Here is a 19,788-nt window from a genome sequence, read left to right on the forward strand (position 1 = left end):
TGTCCCGTCGAGGCGCAAGCCAGGACGTCCTGACCCGCGCTGTCGGGTCGGTAGGTCAAGATGGTGTCGTGACCACCGACCGCCCCGACCCGACGCCGGGGCAGGAGTCGGACACCCGCTCGGAGACGCGGTCGGAGACCCGTTCGGAGTCCCACCCGGGGCCGGCTGCCCCACCCCGCCCGAGTGCCGTACGACGTTCGCTGTCCGGCGCCGCCCGCGGTGCTCGCGCGGCGGGCCGGGGCGCACGCGTGGCCGGGCGGGGAGCCGGCACGGCCGGCCAGTTCGCGGTCACCCAGGCGCGCCGGGCGGCGCGCGCCGAGGGCGCCGGCGACTCCGGGCTCTCCCGGCTGATCGAGCTGCACGCCTTCAACGCCGCGGGCGACGCGGCCGTGGCGATCTCGCTGGCGGGCACGCTGTTCTTCCAGGTGCCGACCGGCGAGGCGCGCGGCCAGGTGGCGCTCTTCCTCGGCATCACCATGCTCCCCTTCGCGATCGTCGCGCCGCTGATCGGCCCGTTCCTCGACCGCTTCAGCCACGGCCGCCGGTGGGCGATCGGCTCGACGATGGCGATCCGGGCCTTCCTCTGCTGGGTGCTCGCCACCGCCGTGGCCACCGAGTCCTACTGGCTCTTCCCCGCCGCGCTCGGGGTGCTGGTCGCCTCGAAGGCCTACGGCGTCACACGCGCTGCCGCCGTGCCACGCCTCGTCCCGCGCGACCTGACCCTGGTCAAGGCCAACGCCCGGGTCTCGCTGGCCGGCGTGGTGGGCGCGGGCATCTCCGCCCCGCTCGCGGTGCTCGCCTCGACGTTCGGCCCCGAGTGGTCGCTGCGCTACGGCTTCCTCATCTTCGTGGTCGCCACCATCTGGGCGATCCGACTGCCGGAGAAGGTCGACGCGAGCCAGGGCGAGGGCGACCTGGTGCTGGCCGGCGGCACCGACGAGACCGGCAGGGGCCGGCGCACCAAGACCCGGATCCCGGCCGCGGTGGCGTTCGCCCTGCGGGCCAACTGCGGACCGCGCTGGCTCTCGGGCTTCCTCACCATGTTCATGGCGTTCCTGCTCCGCGAGAACCCGATCGGCGACTGGCGACCCGAGGTCCTGCTCGGCCTGGTGATCGGCGCGGCCGGCCTCGGCAACACCCTCGGCATCACGATCGGGTCGCTCCTGCGCAAGCTCAACCCGTCGGTGACCGTGGTGCTCGCCCTGCTCGCCGACACCGTCGTCGCGGTGATCGCCGCCCTTTTCTACGGGCTTATCCCGCTGGTGCTGCTCGGCCTGACGGCCGGGCTCGCGCAGGCGCTGGCCAAGCTGTCGCTCGACTCCACGATCCAGCGCGACATCCCCAGCCGGATTCAGGCGAGCGCGTTCGCCCGCTCCGACACCACGCTCCAGCTGGCCTGGGTGATCGGCGGGTTCGTGGGCATCGCGATGCCGCTGATGCCCCAGCTCGGCCTCGGCATCGCCGCGGGCGTGCTCGGGGTGTGGGCGACCTTCGTGCTGGTCAGCCGGCCGCGCCGGACGCCGGCCGCGCCGCCCGCCCGGGCCTGAGCCCGGGTCGCGTCAGATCTCGAGCTCGTCGGCGAGGGCGCGCAGCACCTTCGCCGTACCGCGGGCCGCGGCGCGCTCGGGGTGGCGGCCGTGGCGGTAGCCCTCCTCGACGCCCTCGAGCATCTTGATGAGGTCCTCGACGATGGTCACCATCGCCTCGGGGCTCTTGCGCTGGGCGTTGCGCTGGTTGCGCGTGACGGAGGCCGGGGCGTCGAGCACACGCACCTGGAGCGCCTGGTCGCCGCGGCGACCCTGGGCGATGCCGAACTCGACCTTGGTGCCGGCCTTGAGCGTGCTGATGCCCTCGGGGAGCGCGTCGGAGTGGACGTAGACGTCCGGTCCGTCCTCCTGGGAGAGGAAGCCGAAGCCCTTCTCCGCGTCGTACCACTTCACCTTGCCACTGGGCACAGGACCGCTCCACTCAACTCTTGCTCTGCCGCCCGCGGATTCACGGGCGCGGCACAGGATAGGCGGCCGGACCAGCCCACCACCAACGGGTTCGGGGTCCATCGGCTTTGATTTGCTCACGCCCGTGCTGGGACCATGGAAAACTCGTGGGCCCGCCGGACGGGCGGTGGACCGGACCGATCGCGATGAAGTGAGGTGGCACCGTGCGGGCACGACCTGCCTGGCGGCTCCTGGGGAGCGGCGTCCTCGCCCTGTCCCTGGCGCTCACCGGCACGGCCGCGGCCCTCGGTGAGGACGCGGCGCCGTCGCCCGCGCCGGCCTCCGGGCTGACCCTCGTCACGCTGCAGGGCCCCGGCACGTCCGCGGGCACCCGCGAGGCCGCCGACCTCCTCGCCCGCCAGGACGCGCTGCTCGCCGCCATCGGCGCCGGCGAGCCCGTCTACCGGTGGACCACCGCGCTCAACGGCTTCGCCGCCCCGCTGACCGACGCGCAGGTCTCGACCCTCGAGCACCAGCCCGGCATCGCCGCGATCGAGGCCGACGCAGTCCGTCCGCTCGCCGGCCGTACGTCGCTCGCCGCCGTCCGCGGCAGCGCCGCCAGCCCGCGACTGAGGGGCGGCGCCGGCATCGTGATCGGCGTCGTCGACTCCGGCATCGCCCCCGAGTCCCCCGCCTTCGCCGACGTCCCGGGCCTCGGCGCCGACCCGGAGCGCTTCACCGGCGCGTGCAGCGAGGGCGAGGGCTGGAGCGCCGACGACTGCACCCGCAAGGTCGTGGGCGCGCGCTGGTTCGTCGAGGGCTTCGGCCGCGACCGGGTCCGGTCGTCGGAGTCGTTCTCGGCCCTCGACGTCCTCGGCCACGGCACCCAGGTCGCCTCGGTCGCCGCCGGCAACGCGGGCGTGAGCGTGCGGGTCGACGGCCGTGACGCCGGCCGCTTCGGCGGGGTCGCCCCGCAGGCGCGGGTGGCGGCCTACAAGGCGTGCTGGGGCGCCCCAGACCCCTCGGGCGACGGCTGCTCCACCGCCGACGTGGTGAGCGCCGTCGACGCCGCGGTCGCCGACCACGTCGACGTCCTCAACCTCGCGCTCGCCGGCGGGGAACGCATCGACACCCTCCAGCGGGCGCTGCTCGGCGCCGCCGAGGCCGACATCGTGGTCGTCGGCGCGTCCGGCAACTCCTCGCGCTCGGCCTTCGCCGCGCACGCCTCCCCCTGGGTCACCACCGTCGGCTCGGCCATCGGGCGGATGTCGCGCGGCCGGGTCAGCGTCCCGGGCGGCGCTTCGTGGACCGGAGGGGGTCGCCCGGTTGCCGTGCGCGGCCGCGCCGTGCTCGCCCAGGACGCCGCCGCACCCGGCGCCTCGCGCCACGACGCCGGCCAGTGCCGGCAGGGCTCCCTCGACTCGCGCCTCGTCGCGAAGCGGATCGTGGTCTGCCGCCGCGGCGGCATCGGGCGCATCGACAAGTCCGAGGCGGTCGCCCTCGCGGATGGGCGCGCGATGGTGCTGGTCAACCGCACCCCGGGCGCCGTCACCGCCGACTTCCACTCCGTCCCGACCGTCCACCTGCCCGCCGTCGCCGGCCGCGCCTTCAGCCGCTGGGTGGCGCGCCACCCGGACACCCGGGTCCGGATGACCCGCGTGATGGGCGCCTCGGGCGCACGTCGTACGGCACCGTGGAGCGCGTCGGGCGACCCGCGCGGCGCGAGCCTCAAGCCCGACGCCGTGGCCGACGGCGACGCCGTGCTGGGCGCGCTGCCCGACGGCACCGGCCGCAGCTGGGGCGTCTTCAGCGGCAGCTCTGCCGCCACCGCCCACGCGAGCGGGCTCGCTGCGCTGCTGCGGGCCGAGCATCCTGGCTGGTCGGCCGCCGTGGTGCGCTCGATGGTCGTCACGTCCGCGCGACCGATCCCGCGCTCGTCCGTGCTGGCCCAGGGCTCCGGCGCCCTACCCAGCCGCGCCCCCGACGCCCACTTGGCCTTCGACGTGTCGGCGTCGGCGTGGCGGCGCGCCCTGCGCAGCAACCGCCTCGCCGACCTCAACACCAGCTCGCTGCTCCTGTCGGCGGCGCAGACCACGGCGGTCCGCAAGGTGACCAACGTCGGCAGCCGCCCGGAGTACTTCTCGGTGACCGCGCGGGGCTTCACCTCGCACCGCGTGCGCGTCCAGCCCCTCGCCGTACGCCTCGCGCCGGGTGAGACGGCCCGTTTCACCATCACCGTCATCGGTCCCACCACGCCCGGCCGCCTCGATGACGGCGAGCTGGTCTGGCTCGGCGCCCGCGGTGGCGTGACCCGCGTTCCCGTCGCCCTCACCCGCTGAGACAGCGACGGGCCGCCGTCCCGAGGGGACGACGGCCCGTGCGTGGGACTGCGGAGGTCAGTCGCTGAGCACGCGGTCGTGGCGCAGCGACGTCTGCTTGGTCTCCTGCGCGAAGAGCACCGCGACCACGGTGATCACCGACGCGATGGTCATGTAGACCGCGACCTTGGGGACGTTGGTGACGCCCGCGCTGGCGTCGCCGAGCAGCTCGATCGCGATGATCGGGGCGAGCGCACCGGCGAAGATCGAGGCGAGCTGGTAGCCGACCGAGGCGCCGGTGTAGCGGACCGAGGTGCCGAACAGCTCGGAGAAGAACGCGGCCTGCGGGGAGTACATCAGCGCGTGCAGGACCAGGCCGACGACGATCGCGAGGATGATCTTGCCCTCGGAGCGCGAGGCGATCAGGTCGAAGAAGATCCACGACCACGCGGCCACGCCGATGGCGCCGGCGAGGTAGAGCGGGCGGCGACCGACGCGGTCGCTGATCGCGCCGATGACCGGGATCGTCACGAAGTGCACGACCGAGCCGATGAGCAGGGCCTTGAGGATCAGCGGCTTGTCGTCGGCGGTGCCGGCGTAGAGGGTCAGGAACGAGATCGAGATGATCGTGAAGAGGTAGTAGGCGATGTTCTCGGCCATCCGCATGCCCATGGCCAGGAAGACCTCCTTGGGGTAGTTCCGGAAGACCTCGAGCAGCGGCATGTGGGCCGTCTCCTTCGTCTCCAGCTCGGACTTCGCCTCGGCGAAGACCGGCGACTCCTCGACCGAGAGGCGCACCCAGAGACCCACACCGACCAGGACGGCGCTCAGCAGGAACGGCACGCGCCAGCCCCAGGACTCGAAGGCCGCGTCGGACTGCACGGCGGCGAGCACCCACAGCACGCCGGTGGCGAAGAGGTTGCCGAGCGCCACGCCGGCCTGCGGCCACGAGGACCAGAAGCCACGCTGCGAGTCGTCGCCGTGCTCGGCGGCCATCAGGACGGCGCCGCCCCACTCGCCACCGACGGCGAAGCCCTGGAGCAGGCGGCAGCCGAGGAGGAGCAGCGGTGCCGCGACGCCGATGGAGGCGTACGTCGGCAGCAGGCCGATCGCGAAGGTCGCCACCCCCATCAGGAAGAGCGAGACGACCAGCATCTTCTTGCGGCCGACCTTGTCGCCGAAGTGGCCGAAGACGATGCCGCCGAGCGGGCGTGCGACGAAGCCCAGGGCGTAGGTGCCGAACGCCAGCAACGTGGCGGTGGAGGGCTCGTTCTCGGGGAAGAACAGGGTGCCGAAGACGAGCGCCGCGGCGGAGCCGTAGAGGAAGAAGTCGTACCACTCGACGGCCGTCCCGATGAGGGACGCGAAGACGACCTTGACGATGTTGGTGCGGCCGGGCTCGGTGCCCGTCGGGCCGGTGCCGGCCCGTGCTGTGGTCTCGGTGGTCATGGCGTGCCTTTCATCGGGGAGATCGGTGCGGTGGGTGGGCTGAGGGGTCAGGCGGCGGTCCAGCCGCCGTCGAGGACCAGCGACGAGCCGGTCATCGAGGTGGCGGCGGGGCTGCACAGGAAGGCCACCGCGTCGGCGACCTCCTCGGGCTCGACGAGGCGCTTGAGCGGCGTACGGGCGAGCAGGACGGAGTCGAGGACCTCGTCCTCGGGGATGCCGTGGGTGCGGGCCTGGTCGGCCAGCTGGCCCTCGACGAGCGGGGTGCGGACGTAGCCCGGGCACACGGTGTTGCTGGTGACGCCCTTGTCGGCGGCCTCGAGCGCGATCACCTTCGAGAGGCCCTCGAGGCCGTGCTTGGCGCTGACGTAGGCCGCCTTGTAGGCCGACGCGCGGTGGCCGTGGACGCTCGAGACGTGGACCAGCCGACCCCAGCCACGCGCGTACATGCCGGGGAGCACGCGGCGGGCGAGCAGGAACGGCGCGTGCAGCATCAGCGCGTGGATGGTGCGGAAGCGCTCGGGGTCGAACTCCTCGACCGGCGCGACGTGCTGGATGCCGGCGTTGTTGACCAGGACGTCGACGTCGAGGTCGAGGGCCCCGATCGCCGCCTCGTCGGTGAGGTCGACGACGTGCGGGGTGCCGTGGACCTGGGCGGCGACCTTGGCCACGCCCTCCTCGTCGCGGTCGAGCAGGTGGACCTCGGCGCCGCTCTCGGCAAGACGGGCGGCGACCGCCGCTCCGATGCCGCTGGCGGCCCCCGTCACGAGCGCCCGGCGACCGCTCAGGGCGGGCGGGGTGGAGTGGGTGGCGGTGGTCATGCGCTCCACCGTAGGGAACCGAGTGACGCACGGCACATGGCCCTGATGGCCATACTTCACGGCCTACCATGTGTCGGGTTCACATGACCACGCGGTGTCAGACGTCCTGGAGCCTCGCCAGCCGGAGCGCGAGCTGCAGGTCGAGGGCACGTCCGGGCTCGCGCCACCCGGCGCCGAGGAGCTCCCCGATGCGGTCCAGCCGTTGGGTGACGGTGTTGGGGTGCAGGTGCAGCGCGGTCGCGGTGTCCTTGAGGTGCCCGCCGGTCGCGAACCACGCCTCGAGCGTCTCCACCAGGCCCGTCCCGCGGCGCGCGTCCCACTCGCGGACCGGCCCGACCATCGCCTCGACGAAGGCGCTGACGTGCTCGGGATCGTTGTCGCCGAGCAGCAGCCGGGCCACGCCGAGGCCGGCCGGGTCGCTGACCTCGCCGCGGCGGCCGAGGCGGACGAGGGTGTCGAGGCAGCGGCGCGCCTCGCCGTGGGCGGCGACGAGCCGGTCCTCGTGCAGCGCGTCGCTGGTCGCCGCGACGCCGACCGTCGCCGTACCTCCCAGCGCCTCGATCGCCGCCTGCAGCTCCGCACCGACCTTCTGGGCGTCCTCGCTCGGGACGACCAGCACCACGGCGCCGCGGTGCTCCCCTGCCAGGCCGGACATCCGGCGGGCGAGTGCGACCGCGGCCCGGCTGGCACGGTGGCGGTCGGCGCCGTCGATGGTGGCCGCGGCGACCACGACCGGGCCGTCGAGGCTGGCGCTGTGGCGGCGGACGCGGTCGCGCAGGCGCTCACGCGAGTCGGCGTCGGCCTCGAGCAGGTCGACGAGGAGCTGGCCGCCCAGACGTTCCTCGGCGTCGGTGACCGAGCGCGCGAAGAGCAGCACGAGCGCGGTGACCAGCGCTCCGCGCTCGAGGGTACGACGACCAGCGAGGTCGAGCGGGTCGTCGCGTCGCAGCACCAGAGTGGCGACGTGCTCGGTGCCGGCGAGGGCCGCGGCGACCAGGCCGCCGTCGATCACCACCGACCGGCCCGACGACACCGCGGCCGGGACGGCGGTGGACCAGTCGAGGCCGGGGTCCTCGCCCGCCTGGAGCTCACCGGCGGGCGTCCAGACCGATGCCGAGCCGTCGAGCACGGCCGACAGCACGTCGGCGACCTCGGCCACTCCCCCGCCGCCCAGCAGCAGGTCGGTGAGCCGGTCGTGGGCGAGCGCGGCGGCGTCGACGGCCTCGGTGTGCCGGGTGAGCGAGCGGTTGGCCTCGTCGAGCTCGGCGAAGAGCCGGGCGTTCTCCAGGGCGACGACCGCGTGGGCCGCGAAGGAGGTGAGCAGGCTGACCTCGGACTGTGGGAAGCGCCGCACGGACCGGTGCACCGCCAGCAGGGCCCCGATGACGACGCCGTCGAGCACGAGAGGGACGCCGAGGATGGCGCGGATCTGCTCGCCGGCGACCGCCTCGTCGATGTAGCCCTTGTGCACGAACCGCTCGTCGGTGGCGTAGTCCTCGGTGAAGTACGCCGCCCCGGTCTGCGCCACCAGGCCGAGCAGGCCGGTGCCCAGCGGCAGCCGCAGCGTCTGGAACTCGCGGGTCAGGGCGCCGTCGGTGACCTTCATGTAGGAGGCGCCGTCGCCCTCGTCGTTGAGCGAGAGGTAGGTCATGTCGCAGTGCAGCAGCTGCCGGGCGCGGCGCACGATCGCGGCCAGGATGGTGTCGACGTCGCGGATCGCGGTGAGGTCGGAGGCGGTCTCGTAGAGCGCGGACAGCTCGGCCTCGCGCGACCGCATCCGGGTGATCAGGTCGCGCAGCCGGAGCGCGACGTCGTACTCCGAGCGGACGACCGCCGCCTCACCCTCGTCGAGGCCCTGCTCGGCCTGCGCGAGGCGCTCGTCGAAGGCGCTGAGCGGCGCCTCGTCGTAGAGCAGGTCGAGGAAGGAGGGCACGCGCACATCATGGCCGCCGGGCACGGGCGGGCGCACCCGTGGCGGGTCAGGCCTCGCGGGTGATCGTCATCTCGCGGTCGCCGTAGACGACCTTGTCGCCGTGGACGAGAGCGGCCGGCTTGCCGGCGGCCAGCTGTCGCGAGACGCCCTGCCGCACCAGGATCGTGCCGTTGGTGGAGCCGCGGTCCATCACCACGATCGTGCCGTCGGGGGCGGGGCCGAACTGCGCGTGCGTCTTCGACACCGACATGTCGGCCGAGGCGAGCGGGATGAGGTGGGCGACCTGCTCGCCGCTGCGCGGCTCGGGACGCCGGCCGACCAGGGCCATCCCGGCGACGACGAAGCTCTCGCCGTTGTCGAAGTGCACGCGCCAGCGCGGCGGCTGGGCCTGAGGTCGCGCGGCGGGCGGGGGCGCCGTCTGCGGAGCGGGTGCGCGGTGCTGCGGCGGGGCCTGCTGCGGAGGCATCTGCTGGGGCGGGGCCTGCTGGGGCGGAGCCTGCTGGACCGGCGGGGCGACCACCTCGGGCGGCAGCGGCTGGCGCCGCATCGAGACCTCGGAGCGCTCGGGGGTGCGGACGACCTCCACCGGCGGCGCGGGGATCAGGCGCATCGCGGTGAGGTTGACGATGTGGCGCGGGCCCTCGTCGACGGCCGCGCTCGCCACCTCCACCACAGGTCGTACGTCGACCACGACGGTGTGGGTCAGGTGGTCGTGCCAGCCGCGACGCTGACGGCTGCGGTCCTCGACGGACGTCCAGGCCAGGGTGGCGACGCCGATGCCGAAGGTCGGCAGGCCGGCGACGCCGAGGACGAGCGAGCGCAGCAGGGCCGGGCCGACGCCGATCGGGGTGCCGGTGCCGTGGTGGACGACGCGGAGGCCGGTCATGGCCTTGCCCGGGGAGGTGCCGGCGACTCCGAGCAGGACGGCGAGGACCAGCCAGAGGAGCACCGTGGCTCCGGCCACGACGCCGACGACCGTCCACACGTCGTCGGTGACGAAGGCGACGGTGAGGAAGCCGACGAGCGCGAGGAGTCCCCACGCGAGGATGCGGTCGACGGCGAAGGCGGTGAACCGTCGCTCGAGCTGGGCGATCGGGTAGGTCATGGCGTGTGGCTGCTGGGTCACGGCGGTCAGGCTCAGGGGTTGGTCACCTGGATGGTGACACCGTCGCCGAGGTCGAGGACGGCGCCGGGGACCAGGCTGACGGCGATGCCGGGCTTGAGCTCCTCGGGGTCGAGGCCGGGCAGCGCGAGCACGGTGCCGTTGGTCGAGCCGAGGTCGGTGGCGATCGCCGAGCCGTGGTCGACGCCAGCGCCGGGTCGGATCTCGAGGTGAGTGGAGGAGATCTCCTGGTGGGGGCTCGACACGGTCACCACGTGCGGCTGGTCGTGGGAGGCGAACCGACGGGCCTCGGGCGCGCGACCGATGAGGATGGTGCGGTCGACGGCGACCACGTCGCCAGTCGAGAAGACCAGCGAGGCCACCGGGCGCGACACCACGTCGGGGGCGATCTCCTGGCCGGGGATCGGCGGGCGGTCGAAGTCGGGGTGCGGCGTGCCGGCCATCGTCTGGCCGTCGCGGTCGGTCCAGTCATCGGCGACCACGGGCGTCTCGCCGGTCGGGGTCGGGTCGTCCTCGGGCTCGCCGAAGCTCAGTGGGGCGGCCGGGACCGGCTCCAGCTCGGGCGCGGCCGGGGGCACCGGCGGGGTCGGCGGCTCGGGGACGGACAGCGGGTCGGACAGCGGGTCGCGGGCCGGCTCGGGTTCGGCGGCCATCACCGGCTCGTGCTGCGGCTCGGGCTCGGGGGTGGGCTCGGGCTCCGGGGTCGGCTCGGGTTCGGCGGCCATCACCGGCTCCGGCTCGATCACCGGCTCGTCCACCGGCTCGTCCACCGGCTCGTCCACCGGGGCGGCGGCGGGCGCGGACGGCGTACCGAACTCGACGACGGAGACGCGAGCGAGGCCCGGGGTGAGGACGTGCTCGACCTCTCCGTCCCCGGCGAGGGTCACCCGGACGCTGGCGGCGCCGGTCAGGACGCGCTCGCTCCAGGTGGTGCCGAGGGCGGCCGTGACGACCTCGTCGCCGGCGGCCGAGGAGACGTGGGCGCTGGCCGCGCCGCGCACGATCAGGCGGGTGGCCTCGTCGCTCGCGGCGACGAGCGCGACGTGGTCGAGGGTGGAGAGACCGCCGGCGAGCAGGGCGTCGAGCAGGGCGTCTGCATCGGCGCCGGAGTCCGCGAGCTCCCAGAGCGCGGCCACACGGGCGCGCTGGCTGGCGGGGAGGAGCACGGTCGCGTGCTCGCCGACGACGGCGTACCAGTCCCCCGGCGCGAACCTGGCCTCTGCGCTCACTGTCGTCCCCCAAGCTTGGATTCGAGACTCTGCAGCTGCCGCTGCGAGTCGTAACTGGCGTCCTTCACCAATCCCACCACATCGACGACGATCGCCGTGGCGTTGTCGCGGCCCCCGGCCTCGACCGCTGCCCGCACGAGGCGGTCAGCGGCGTCGCGCGGGTCGGCGACCGACTCGAGGATCTCCTCGATCTCCTTGTCCTCGATCATCCCGGTGACGCCGTCGCTGCAGAGCAGGAGGCGCTCGACCGAGCCGAGCGGGAGGAGGAAGAAGTCGGGGTGGATGCCCTCGGGACTGCCGAGCGCACGGGTGATGACGTGGCGCTCGGGGTGGACCGCGGCCTCCTCGACCGTGATCTCGCCGGCGTCGATGAGCTCCTGGACGACCGAGTGGTCGACGCTCACCTGCTCGAGGCGGCCCTCGGTGATCCGGTAGATGCGGGAGTCGCCGAGGTTGGCCAGCAGCCACTTCGTCACGCCGTTGTCGTCGACGAGCACCGCGACGACGGCGGTCGTGCCGGCGTGCCAGCCCGGCGAGATCGCCCGGTGGGCGTCGCCGTAGTCGATGATCCGGGCCTGCGCGCGGGCGAACGCGTCGGCGACGTGCTCGGCGCCGCGGGCCGGGTCGTAGGCCTCGGCGAGCCGCTGGAACTCCTCGACCACCATCTGGCTCGCGACGTCACCGCCGGAGTGGCCGCCCATGCCGTCGGCGACCACGAAGACGGGTGGCGCGACGAGGAAGGAGTCCTCGTTGACCTTGCGCACCAGGCCGACGTCGCTCGCCGCTCCGTGGTGCAGATCAACGTTCTTCATGCGTTGCCCTCATCGATCCCCGCTGTCGTGAGGACCGGCGGCGGTGCCGGTCCGGCGAGTAGCGTAAGAGGGATGTCCAGTTCTGGGCGGGCGACACCCGCACGCACCCTTGCCGACCAGCTGCGGGCCTGGCCCGACGAGCGCCTGGTCGCGCTGCTGAGGGCTCGTCCCGATCTCGCCACGCCCGCCCCTCAGGATTCCTCGCAGCTGGCCTCCCGGGCCGCCACGCGCTCGTCTCTCCACCGCGCCCTCGACGGACTCGACCGCCTCGAGCTCTCCGTCCTTGATGCCCTGCTGGTTGCAGGTCAAACCACAACGGATCGACTGATCTCGATCGTCCACGCCGACCCCGACCGCACCGCCCGCGCGCTCCAGCGACTGCTCGACCTCGCCCTGGCGTGGGAGGCACCCGGTGGGATCCGGGCGCTCAGTGGCATCGCCGACGCGATGCGTGGGATGCCGGGCCTGGTCAGCGGCCTGCGGCCCAGCAGCCCGGAGCCCGCGACACCGAAGGAGGTGGCCGCGCGGCTCGGGGAGCTCAGCCCTGCTGCCGCCGCCCTCCTGCGCCACGTCGACGAGCACGGCGGTGAGGGCACCACCGGGGCCGCGCGGCGTACGGTCTCCCCCGCCGACGCCGCGTCGCCCGCCGAGGAGCTCCTCAGCCGTCGGCTGCTGGTCCCGCGCGAGGGCGACAGCGTCGTCCTCCCCGGCGAGGTCGGGCTGGCGCTGCGCGGCGGCCGCACCACGACGGAGCCCGTTGACGACGTGCCGTCCCTGGCCACGTCCGCGCGCGACGCCGCGCTGGTCGCCCGCACGGCGGCCGGCGCCGCCTTCGACGTCGTACGACGTGTGGAGCTGCTGCTCGACCATTGGGGCGTCGAGCCGCCGGGCGTGCTGCGCAGCGGCGGCCTGGCCGTGCGCGACCTCAAGGCGGTGGCGCGCGAGCTGCACGTCGACGAGCCCGGCGCCGCGCTGATCGTCGAGGCGGCCCAGGCCGCCGGACTGGTCGCGGAGGGCACCGAGCCCGACGGCTCGCCCGCGTGGCTGCCGACCGACGAGTTCGACGTCTGGTCCGGCCGCCCGATCTCCGAGCGGTGGGCGCGGCTGGTCGGCGGCTGGCTGGCGAGCAGCCGGGTGCCGTCGCTGGTCGGTCGCCGCGACGCCGCCGGGAAGACCTGGAACGCGCTCGCACCGGAGCTCTCGAGCGGGCTCGCCGAGGAGGCCCGCCGCCTGGCGCTGCAGGTGCTCGCCGAGGTGCCCGACGGCGAGGTGCTGGCAGCAGGCACCGGCATCGCGTCGGTGGTGCAGCGGATCGGCTGGCTGCGCCCGCGCCGACCGACGGTGTTCTCCGACCTGGTCGCCGCCGCCCTCGCGGAGGCTGCGGCGATGGGCGTGAGCGGAGCGGGCGGGCTGCCGCCGAGCGGCCGGCTCGTGGCCGCGGGCGACCTGCCCGGAGCCGCGTCCGCGATCGACGCGCACCTCCCCCGCCCGGTCGACCACGTGCTGCTCCAGGCCGACCTCACCGCCGTCGCCCCCGGGCCGCTCGAGACCGAGGTGGCGCGCCGGCTGCACCTGCTCGCCGACGTGGAGTCGCGCGGCGGGGCGACCGTCTACCGGTTCACCTCCGGCTCGCTGCGCCGCGGCTTCGACGCCGGCCGGACCGCCCTCGAGGTGCGCGACTTCCTCACCTCGGTCTCGCAGACGCCGGTCCCGCAGCCGCTCGAGTTCCTCGTCGACGACGTGGCGCGCACCTTCGGCACGGTGCGGGTCGGGCACGCCGAGGCGTTCCTCCGCGCCGACGACGAGGCCGCTTTGGCGGCGCTCGTCCACGATCCGCGCGCCCGCACGCTGGGGCTGCGGCTGCTCGCGCCGACCGTCGCCATCGCGACCTCACCCCTCGACGTGCTGCTGCCGCGGTTGCGCGAGCTCGGCGCCGCACCCGTGGTCGAGGCCGCCGATGGCACCGTGCGGGTCAGCCGGCCCGACCTCCAGCGCGCCCGCGGCCGCCGTGGGCGTCGTCCGGCCGGGGCGGTCGAGGCGCGGCAGGCGGCGCAGGTGCAGGCGGTCGCGACCGCGATCCGCGCCGGCGACCGCGCGGAGTCGTCGCGGCCCTCGGCGGTGGAGACCACCACGCCCTCGGGTGCGCTGGCCGCGCTGCGGGAGGCGATCGAGGGTGGCAGCACCGTCGTCATCGGCTACGTCGACAACCACGGCGCCACGGGCGAGCGGGTCGTCGACCCGCGGCGGCTCGACGGCGGGCGGCTGTCGGCGTACGACCACCGGGCCGACGACGTGCGGGAGTTCGCTGTGCACCGCATCACCGGGGTCCGCCGCGCCTGACGGATGTAAGGGGCACCTCCGTAGACTGGTGCCCGTGGACTTCATCCGTTACGCCGAGCGTGCTGCCGCGCTGGTGAACGCCGACCTCCCCGACGAGGAGGCGCTGCGCGAGCACCTGGCCGACCGCTCGTGGCTGCACCGCTCCCTCGTCGAGGCCGACGTGCCGACCCTGCACGCCTTCCTGCGTGAGCTGCGCCCGGTGTTCGAGGCCTCCGACGTCGACGACGTACGCCTCGTGGTGAGCTCGCTGAACGACCTACTCGCCACCCACCCGGTGACGCCGATGATCTCCGACCACGACCCCGAGCACCTCCACATGCACGTGACCAACCGAGCCTCGTCGGTGGCCGAGCTCCTGATCGCCGAGTCGCTGATGGGCCTGGCCAACCTGGTGTGCGACCTCGGCGCCACCCGCCTGGGCATCTGCTCGGAGCCGCGCTGCGACAACGTCTTCGTCGACACCTCGCCCAACCAGTCGCGCCGCTACTGCTCCGACCGCTGCTCCTCGCGCGCCAACGTGGCCGCCTTCCGCGCCCGCCAGAAGGCCGCCGCCCAGTGAGGTCTTACCCGTGAACGACGGCCCCCTGATCGTCCAGTCCGACAAGACGCTCCTGCTCGAGGTCGACCACCCGTCGGCCCCCGAGGCCCGCAAGGCGATCGCGCCCTTCGCCGAGCTGGAGCGCTCACCGGAGCACATCCACACCTACCGCCTCACCCCGCTCGGCCTCTGGAACGCGCGCGCCGCGGGCCACGACGCCGAGCAGGTCGTCGACGCGCTGCTCACCTGGAGCCGGTACGCCGTCCCGCATGCGCTGCTGGTCGACGTCGCCGAGACGATGGGTCGCTACGGCCGGCTCCGGCTGGAGAAGCACCCCGTCCACGGGCTGGTCCTGTCGAGCACCGACCGCCCGGTGCTCGAGGAGGTGCTGCGCGCCAAGAAGATCGCCGGCATGGTCGGCGCCCGCCTCGACGACGACACGGTCGCGGTGCACCCGAGCGAGCGCGGCAACCTCAAGCAGGCGCTGCTCAAGCTCGGCTGGCCGGCCGAGGACTTCGCCGGCTACGTCGACGGCGAGGCGCACGCGATCGACCTCGCCGAGGACGGCTGGACGCTGCGCCCCTACCAGCGCGAGGCGGCCGAGTCGTTCTGGGACGGCGGGTCGGGCGTCGTCGTACTCCCCTGCGGGGCGGGCAAGACGATCGTCGGCGCGGCCTCGATGGCCCACGCGCAGGCGACCACGCTGATCCTCGTCACCAACACCGTGAGCGCGCGCCAGTGGAAGGACGAGCTGGTCGCGCGGACGTCGCTGACGCCCGACGAGATCGGCGAGTACTCCGGTGCCGTGAAGGAGATCCGCCCGGTCACCATCGCGACCTACCAGGTGCTGACGACCAAGCGGAAGGGCGTCTACCCGCACCTCGAGCTGCTCGACGCCCGCGACTGGGGCCTGATCGTGTACGACGAGGTGCACCTGCTGCCGGCGCCGATCTTCAGGATGACCGCCGACCTCCAGGCGCGGCGCCGCCTCGGCCTGACCGCGACGCTCGTGCGCGAGGACGGCCGCGAGGGCGAAGTCTTCTCCCTCATCGGCCCCAAGCGCTACGACGCGCCGTGGAAGGACATCGAGGCGCAGGGCTACATCGCGCCCGCCGACTGCGTCGAGGTGCGGGTCACCCTGCCCGACGGCGAGCGGCTGGCCTACGCCACCAGCGACCCCGACACCCGCTACCGCCTGGCCTCCTGCACCCACGCCAAGATCGACGTCGTACGCGACCTGGTGCGGCAGCACGCCGGCCAGCCGACCTTGGTGATCGGGCAGTACATCGACCAGCTCGACGAGATCGCCGAGCTGCTCGACGCCCCGGTGATCAAGGGCGAGACGCCGGTCAAGGAGCGCCAGCGGCTCTTCAACGCCTTCCGGTCCGGCGAGATCGGCCTCCTGGTCGTCAGCAAGGTCGCCAACTTCTCCATCGACCTGCCCTCGGCCGAGGTGGCGATCCAGGTCAGCGGCTCCTTCGGCTCGCGCCAGGAGGAGGCCCAGCGCCTCGGCCGGCTGCTGCGCCCCAAGACCGAGGGCCGCAGCGCGCACTTCTACACGATCGTCTCCCGCGACACCGTCGACGCCGACTTCGCCCAGAACCGCCAGCGCTTCCTCGCCGAGCAGGGCTACGCCTACCGGATCATCGACGCCGGGGACCTGCCGGCGGAGTCCGCCTGACTGCCTGTTCACCATGGGATGTGGCTGAACGGGCACTTGCCCACGTCACTTGACGCAGGCAAGTGCCCATCTGCCGACATCCCATGGTGGAGCGTCAGGGGTACGACGTCAGGCGAGCGTGCTGGCGTCGATCACGAAGCGGTAGCGCACGTCGGAGGCGAGCACCCGCTCATAGGCCTCGTTGACCTGGTCGGCCGCGATGACCTCGACCTCGGCCGCGATGCCGTGCTCGGCGCAGAAGTCGAGCATCTCCTGGGTCTCGGCGATGCCGCCGATCATCGAGCCGGCGAAGGAGCGCCGGCCGCCGATGAGCGACATCGCGTTGACCGGGAGCGGCTCCGGCGGCGCGCCGACGTTGACCAGCGTGCCGTTCACTGCAAGCAGTCGGAGGTGGGCGTTGACGTCGATCGAGGCGCTGACCGTGTTCACGATCAGGTCGAACGAACCGGCGAGGGCGTCGAACGTGTCGGGGTCGGACGTCGCGAAGTAGTGGTCGGCGCCGAGTCGCAGGCCGTCCTCCTGCTTCTTCAGCGACTGCGAGAGGACGGTGACCTCCGCGCCCATGGCGTGGGCGATCTTGACGGCCATGTGGCCGAGCCCGCCCAGGCCGACGATGGCGACCTTCTTGCCGGGGCCGGCGTTCCACCTGCGCAGCGGGGAGTACGTCGTGATGCCCGCGCACAGCAGCGGCGCGGCCGCGGCGGAGTCGATGCCGTCGGGCACGGAGAGGACGAAGCCGGCGTCGACGACGACGTGGGTCGAGTAGCCGCCCTGGGTGGTGGTGCCGTCGCGGTCGGTGGCGGCGTACGTCCCCACCATGCCCTTGAGGCAATACTGCTCGTCGCCGTTGCGGCAGTTGGCGCACTCGCCGCACGAGTTGACCATGCAGCCGACGCCGACGCGGTCGCCGACGCGGTGGGTGGTCACCTCCGGGCCGACCTCGGTGACGGTGCCGACGATCTCGTGGCCGGGCACGACCGGGAAGGGCTGCGGGCCCCAGTCGCCGTTGACGGTGTGGATGTCGGAGTGGCAGATGCCGGCCCACTCGATCGCGATGAGCACGTCGTGGGGACCGACGTCGCGGCGCTCGATGGTGGTGGGGGCGAGCGGCTCGCCGGCCGCGGGTGCTGCATAGGCGTTAACGCGCATGCTGAAGTCCTTCGTTCTCGGGGGTGGTGCCACGGGACTCCGGTCCCGGGCCGTGACTAGTCCTTGCCGACCTGGCGCAGCTCGTCGGCCAGCGTCGAGGCCTGCACCGAGATCTGCTCGGCACGGGCCCGGTCGCCGGCCGCGACGGCCTGCCAGTAGGTGACCTTGAGCGCGACGTAGCGCTGGCGCAGGACCAGCGCCTCGGACTCGGTGGCCAGCCGTCGCTGCTGCTCCTCGAGGAGCTGCTGCTGGTCGGCCGCGGCCTGCGCGCCGAGCCGTGAGTTCGCCATGTACTGGCGCATGTCGTTGACCGACATCCCGGTCGCGGCGAGGCAGGACACCGCCATGAGCTGGTCGAGGTCGTCCTCGTCGTAGACCCGGTGCTTGCTGCTCGCACCACGGCTGATCGGGGTGATGACGCCGATCTGCTCGTAGTAGCGCAGCGTGCTGGCCGGCAGTCCGGTGAGGGCCGCCGCCTCCTTGATGGAGTAGCTGCGGGTGGCGTGGATGGTCACGTCATCGACCGTAGGAACTTCGAGCACTCGAAGTCAAAGGTCTGCTACGTCACACCCGGTCACTGGCCGTACGACAGCCGCAGGTCGGCCCACAGGATCTTGTTCAGCCGGAACCGCAGCCGGCCGAGCTCCCCGTCCGACGGCATCTCCTCCGGCGTCAGCAGGACGAACCGCAGCCGCGTGCCGCCGGCCTCGGGAGCCAGCTCGAAGTGGACCTCGTCGTCGGGACGGGTGGGCCACAGCGACGACCACACGAGTCGGCGATCCGCCTCCGCGGACAGGATCCTGGGCGCCACCTCGTCATCCACGAGGTCCAGCCACGGACGGGCGCCGGGACGCTCCGGCCGGGTCAGGGACTCGAAGACCACACCCGGCGGGGCCGGCAGGTTCCGGGCGCGGGCGGCGAGCTCGATCACCCGGACAGCATCGCCGGGCACGCCCGTGGGCACCACCGCGTTTGTCGGCCCGCCGCTACGCTCGGCGACGTGAGCATCCGCGACCGCATCGGCTCCGAGCTGTTCCGCAAGGTGGCCGGCCCGGACGGGCAGCGCCAGCGCGAACGCGTGCACGGCACCAGCGGCCCGCGGTGGTTCGAGGTGGGCTCGCCCATCTGCCGGGTCCACGGGGACGCGTCGATGTTCGTCGGCGGGATCCGCGCGATCATGCTGCAGTCGTTGCACCCGGCAGCGATGCAGGGCGTCGCCGACCACTCGGGCTACCGCGGCGACATGTGGGGCCGGCTGGCGCAGGTGTCGACCTACATCGCGATGACCACCTTCGGCACCGAGCGCGACGCGCTCCAGATCATCCGCGCCGTCCAGCGCGCGCACGAGTCCGTGACGGGCACGATGCCCGACGGGACCCCCTACACCGCCTCCGACCCCCACCTCCTGGGCTGGGTGCACGCCGCGGAGATCCACAGCTTCCTGCTCGCCCACGACCGGTTCGGGCACCGGCCCCTGGTCGGTGCGGAACGGGACGAGTACGTCGCCCAGACCTCCGTCGCGGCCGGCCACCTAGGGGTCGTCGACGCGCCGCAGACCGAGGACGAGCTGCGCGCCACGTTGGCGTCGTACGCACCCGAGCTGCGAGGGACGGACGCCGCGCGCGACGCGATCCGCTTCCTGGTGTGGCATCCCGACCTGCCGCTCGCGGCGCGGCCGGCCTACCTCTCGCTGGTCGGCGCGGCCGTGTCGCTGACGCCGGAGTCGGCCCGCCGCGAGCTCGGCCTCCCGCACCCGCCGGTCCTCGACGTCGCGCTCGACCGGACCGTCGGCCGGGCGCTGGGCAAGGTGTCGACGGGCGCGATCCGCTGGGCGATGGCCTCCGGCCACGAGCACGCCCGCGCACTGCGGGAGGCGGCGCGGGCATGAGCCACGTCGACCTCGAGCACCTGTGGCCGCTCCCCGACCACGGCGAGCTCCGCGACGAGCTGCTGTCCGCGTGGGACCGCGACGGCTACCACGACCTGACCCACCTGCGCGAGGTCCTCGAGCGCCTCGACGAGCTCGGCACCGACGACATCACCGTGGTGCTGGCGGCGTGGTTCCACGACGGGGTGTACGACGGCGCGGCCGACGACGAGGAGCGGTCCGCGCAGTGGGCCGAACGCGCCCTCCCGACGCCGTACGCCGACGAGGTGGCGCGGCTGGTGCGGATGACCGTCGACCACCGCCCGGCCGACGACGACCCTGCGGGGTGCGCCCTCAGCGACGCCGACCTGGGCATCCTGGCCGCCGAGCCCGAGCGCTACGCGGCCTACGTCGCCGGGGTGCGGGCCGACTTCGCCCACGTCGCCGACGAGGACTTCCGGGCGGGCCGGCTGTCTGTGCTGCAGGACCTCGCGTCGAAGCCGTCGCTCTTCCACTCAGCCCGAGCACGTGAGCTGTGGGAGGCGCGGGCGCGCGCCAACCTCGACCGCGAGATCGCGGAGCTCTCGCAGGGCTGAG

The 19,788-nt window shown here is 73.7% G+C and carries 17 protein-coding genes; 7 read left to right on the top strand and 10 right to left on the bottom strand.

Features of this window, described 5'->3' with window-relative positions; all coding sequences use genetic code 11:
* Window positions 1-68: 68 nt before the first annotated feature.
* Window positions 69-1,547: an MFS transporter gene (locus J2X46_RS03960; protein ID WP_310247145.1), complete on the top strand. Its 1,479-nt coding sequence runs from the start codon at window positions 69-71 to the stop codon at window positions 1,545-1,547.
* A gap of 12 nt (window positions 1,548-1,559) precedes the next feature.
* On the opposite strand, the gene J2X46_RS03965 is transcribed toward J2X46_RS03960, so the two are convergent.
* Window positions 1,560-1,955 (bottom strand): cold-shock protein, encoded by a 396-nt coding sequence (locus tag J2X46_RS03965; protein ID WP_310247147.1) that lies wholly within the window; start codon window positions 1,953-1,955, stop codon window positions 1,560-1,562.
* 203 nt (window positions 1,956-2,158) lie between these two features.
* Here J2X46_RS03965 and J2X46_RS03970 point away from each other — a divergent pair, with 203 nt between their 5' ends.
* On the top strand, window positions 2,159-4,273 hold the full coding sequence (locus J2X46_RS03970) for a S8 family serine peptidase (protein ID WP_310247149.1): 2,115 nt from the start codon (window positions 2,159-2,161) through the stop codon (window positions 4,271-4,273).
* Between the two features lie 57 nt (window positions 4,274-4,330).
* On the opposite strand, the gene J2X46_RS03975 is transcribed toward J2X46_RS03970, so the two are convergent.
* From J2X46_RS03975 to J2X46_RS04000, 6 genes are all read right to left on the bottom strand, one after another.
* Window positions 4,331-5,701: an MFS transporter gene (locus J2X46_RS03975; protein ID WP_310247152.1), complete on the bottom strand. Its 1,371-nt coding sequence runs from the start codon at window positions 5,699-5,701 to the stop codon at window positions 4,331-4,333.
* Window positions 5,702-5,748: 47 nt separating this feature from the next.
* Window positions 5,749-6,519, bottom strand: coding sequence for a 3-hydroxybutyrate dehydrogenase (locus J2X46_RS03980; RefSeq protein WP_310247155.1), 771 nt, complete (start codon window positions 6,517-6,519; stop codon window positions 5,749-5,751).
* A 97-nt stretch (window positions 6,520-6,616) separates the two neighbouring features.
* Window positions 6,617-8,452, bottom strand: a complete 1,836-nt coding sequence (locus J2X46_RS03985) for a helix-turn-helix domain-containing protein (protein WP_310247158.1) — start codon at window positions 8,450-8,452, stop codon at window positions 6,617-6,619.
* A gap of 46 nt (window positions 8,453-8,498) precedes the next feature.
* Window positions 8,499-9,578: an RDD family protein gene (locus tag J2X46_RS03990; protein ID WP_310247161.1), complete on the bottom strand. Its 1,080-nt coding sequence runs from the start codon at window positions 9,576-9,578 to the stop codon at window positions 8,499-8,501.
* Between the two features lie 11 nt (window positions 9,579-9,589).
* On the bottom strand, window positions 9,590-10,804 hold the full coding sequence (locus tag J2X46_RS03995) for an FHA domain-containing protein (protein WP_310247163.1): 1,215 nt from the start codon (window positions 10,802-10,804) through the stop codon (window positions 9,590-9,592).
* On the bottom strand, window positions 10,801-11,616 hold the full coding sequence (locus J2X46_RS04000) for a protein phosphatase 2C domain-containing protein (protein ID WP_310247166.1): 816 nt from the start codon (window positions 11,614-11,616) through the stop codon (window positions 10,801-10,803). The genes J2X46_RS03995 and J2X46_RS04000 overlap by 4 nt, the downstream gene beginning before the upstream one ends.
* Before the next feature lie 72 nt (window positions 11,617-11,688).
* On the opposite strand from J2X46_RS04000, the gene J2X46_RS04005 reads away from it, so the two are divergent.
* The 3 genes from J2X46_RS04005 to J2X46_RS04015 are packed head-to-tail and all read left to right on the top strand — an operon-like array spanning window position 11,689 to window position 16,175.
* Window positions 11,689-13,956, top strand: coding sequence for a helicase C-terminal domain-containing protein (locus J2X46_RS04005; protein WP_310247169.1), 2,268 nt, complete (start codon window positions 11,689-11,691; stop codon window positions 13,954-13,956).
* A 34-nt stretch (window positions 13,957-13,990) separates the two neighbouring features.
* Window positions 13,991-14,515 (top strand): CGNR zinc finger domain-containing protein, encoded by a 525-nt coding sequence (locus J2X46_RS04010; protein WP_310247171.1) that lies wholly within the window; start codon window positions 13,991-13,993, stop codon window positions 14,513-14,515.
* Window positions 14,516-14,525: 10 nt separating this feature from the next.
* Window positions 14,526-16,175 (top strand): DNA repair helicase XPB, encoded by a 1,650-nt coding sequence (locus J2X46_RS04015; RefSeq protein WP_310247173.1) that lies wholly within the window; start codon window positions 14,526-14,528, stop codon window positions 16,173-16,175.
* Between the two features lie 108 nt (window positions 16,176-16,283).
* On the opposite strand, the gene J2X46_RS04020 is transcribed toward J2X46_RS04015, so the two are convergent.
* Genes J2X46_RS04020 through J2X46_RS04030 form a run of 3 tightly spaced genes read right to left on the bottom strand, consistent with a single transcriptional unit; the run spans window position 16,284 to window position 18,255 of the window.
* The gene (locus J2X46_RS04020; protein ID WP_310247175.1) at window positions 16,284-17,324 is read right to left on the bottom strand and encodes an NAD(P)-dependent alcohol dehydrogenase; all 1,041 of its coding nucleotides are present in this window, start codon (window positions 17,322-17,324) and stop codon (window positions 16,284-16,286) included.
* A 56-nt stretch (window positions 17,325-17,380) separates the two neighbouring features.
* Complete coding sequence (locus J2X46_RS04025; protein WP_310247177.1) at window positions 17,381-17,839, bottom strand: MerR family transcriptional regulator; 459 nt, start codon at window positions 17,837-17,839, stop codon at window positions 17,381-17,383.
* Window positions 17,840-17,898: 59 nt separating this feature from the next.
* A complete protein-coding gene (locus J2X46_RS04030) occupies window positions 17,899-18,255 on the bottom strand; it encodes a hypothetical protein (protein WP_310247179.1) in 357 nt (118 codons plus the stop codon).
* Between the two features lie 69 nt (window positions 18,256-18,324).
* On the opposite strand from J2X46_RS04030, the gene J2X46_RS04035 reads away from it, so the two are divergent.
* Window positions 18,325-19,212, top strand: a complete 888-nt coding sequence (locus J2X46_RS04035; protein ID WP_310247181.1) for an oxygenase MpaB family protein — start codon at window positions 18,325-18,327, stop codon at window positions 19,210-19,212.
* Window positions 19,209-19,787 (top strand): hypothetical protein, encoded by a 579-nt coding sequence (locus J2X46_RS04040; protein WP_310247184.1) that lies wholly within the window; start codon window positions 19,209-19,211, stop codon window positions 19,785-19,787. Before J2X46_RS04035 ends, J2X46_RS04040 begins: the two co-directional genes overlap by 4 nt.
* The last annotated feature ends 1 nt before the right edge of the window (window position 19,788 follow it).

Source organism: Nocardioides sp. BE266, from assembly GCF_031457855.1.
Lineage (GTDB): Bacteria > Actinomycetota > Actinomycetes > Propionibacteriales > Nocardioidaceae > Nocardioides.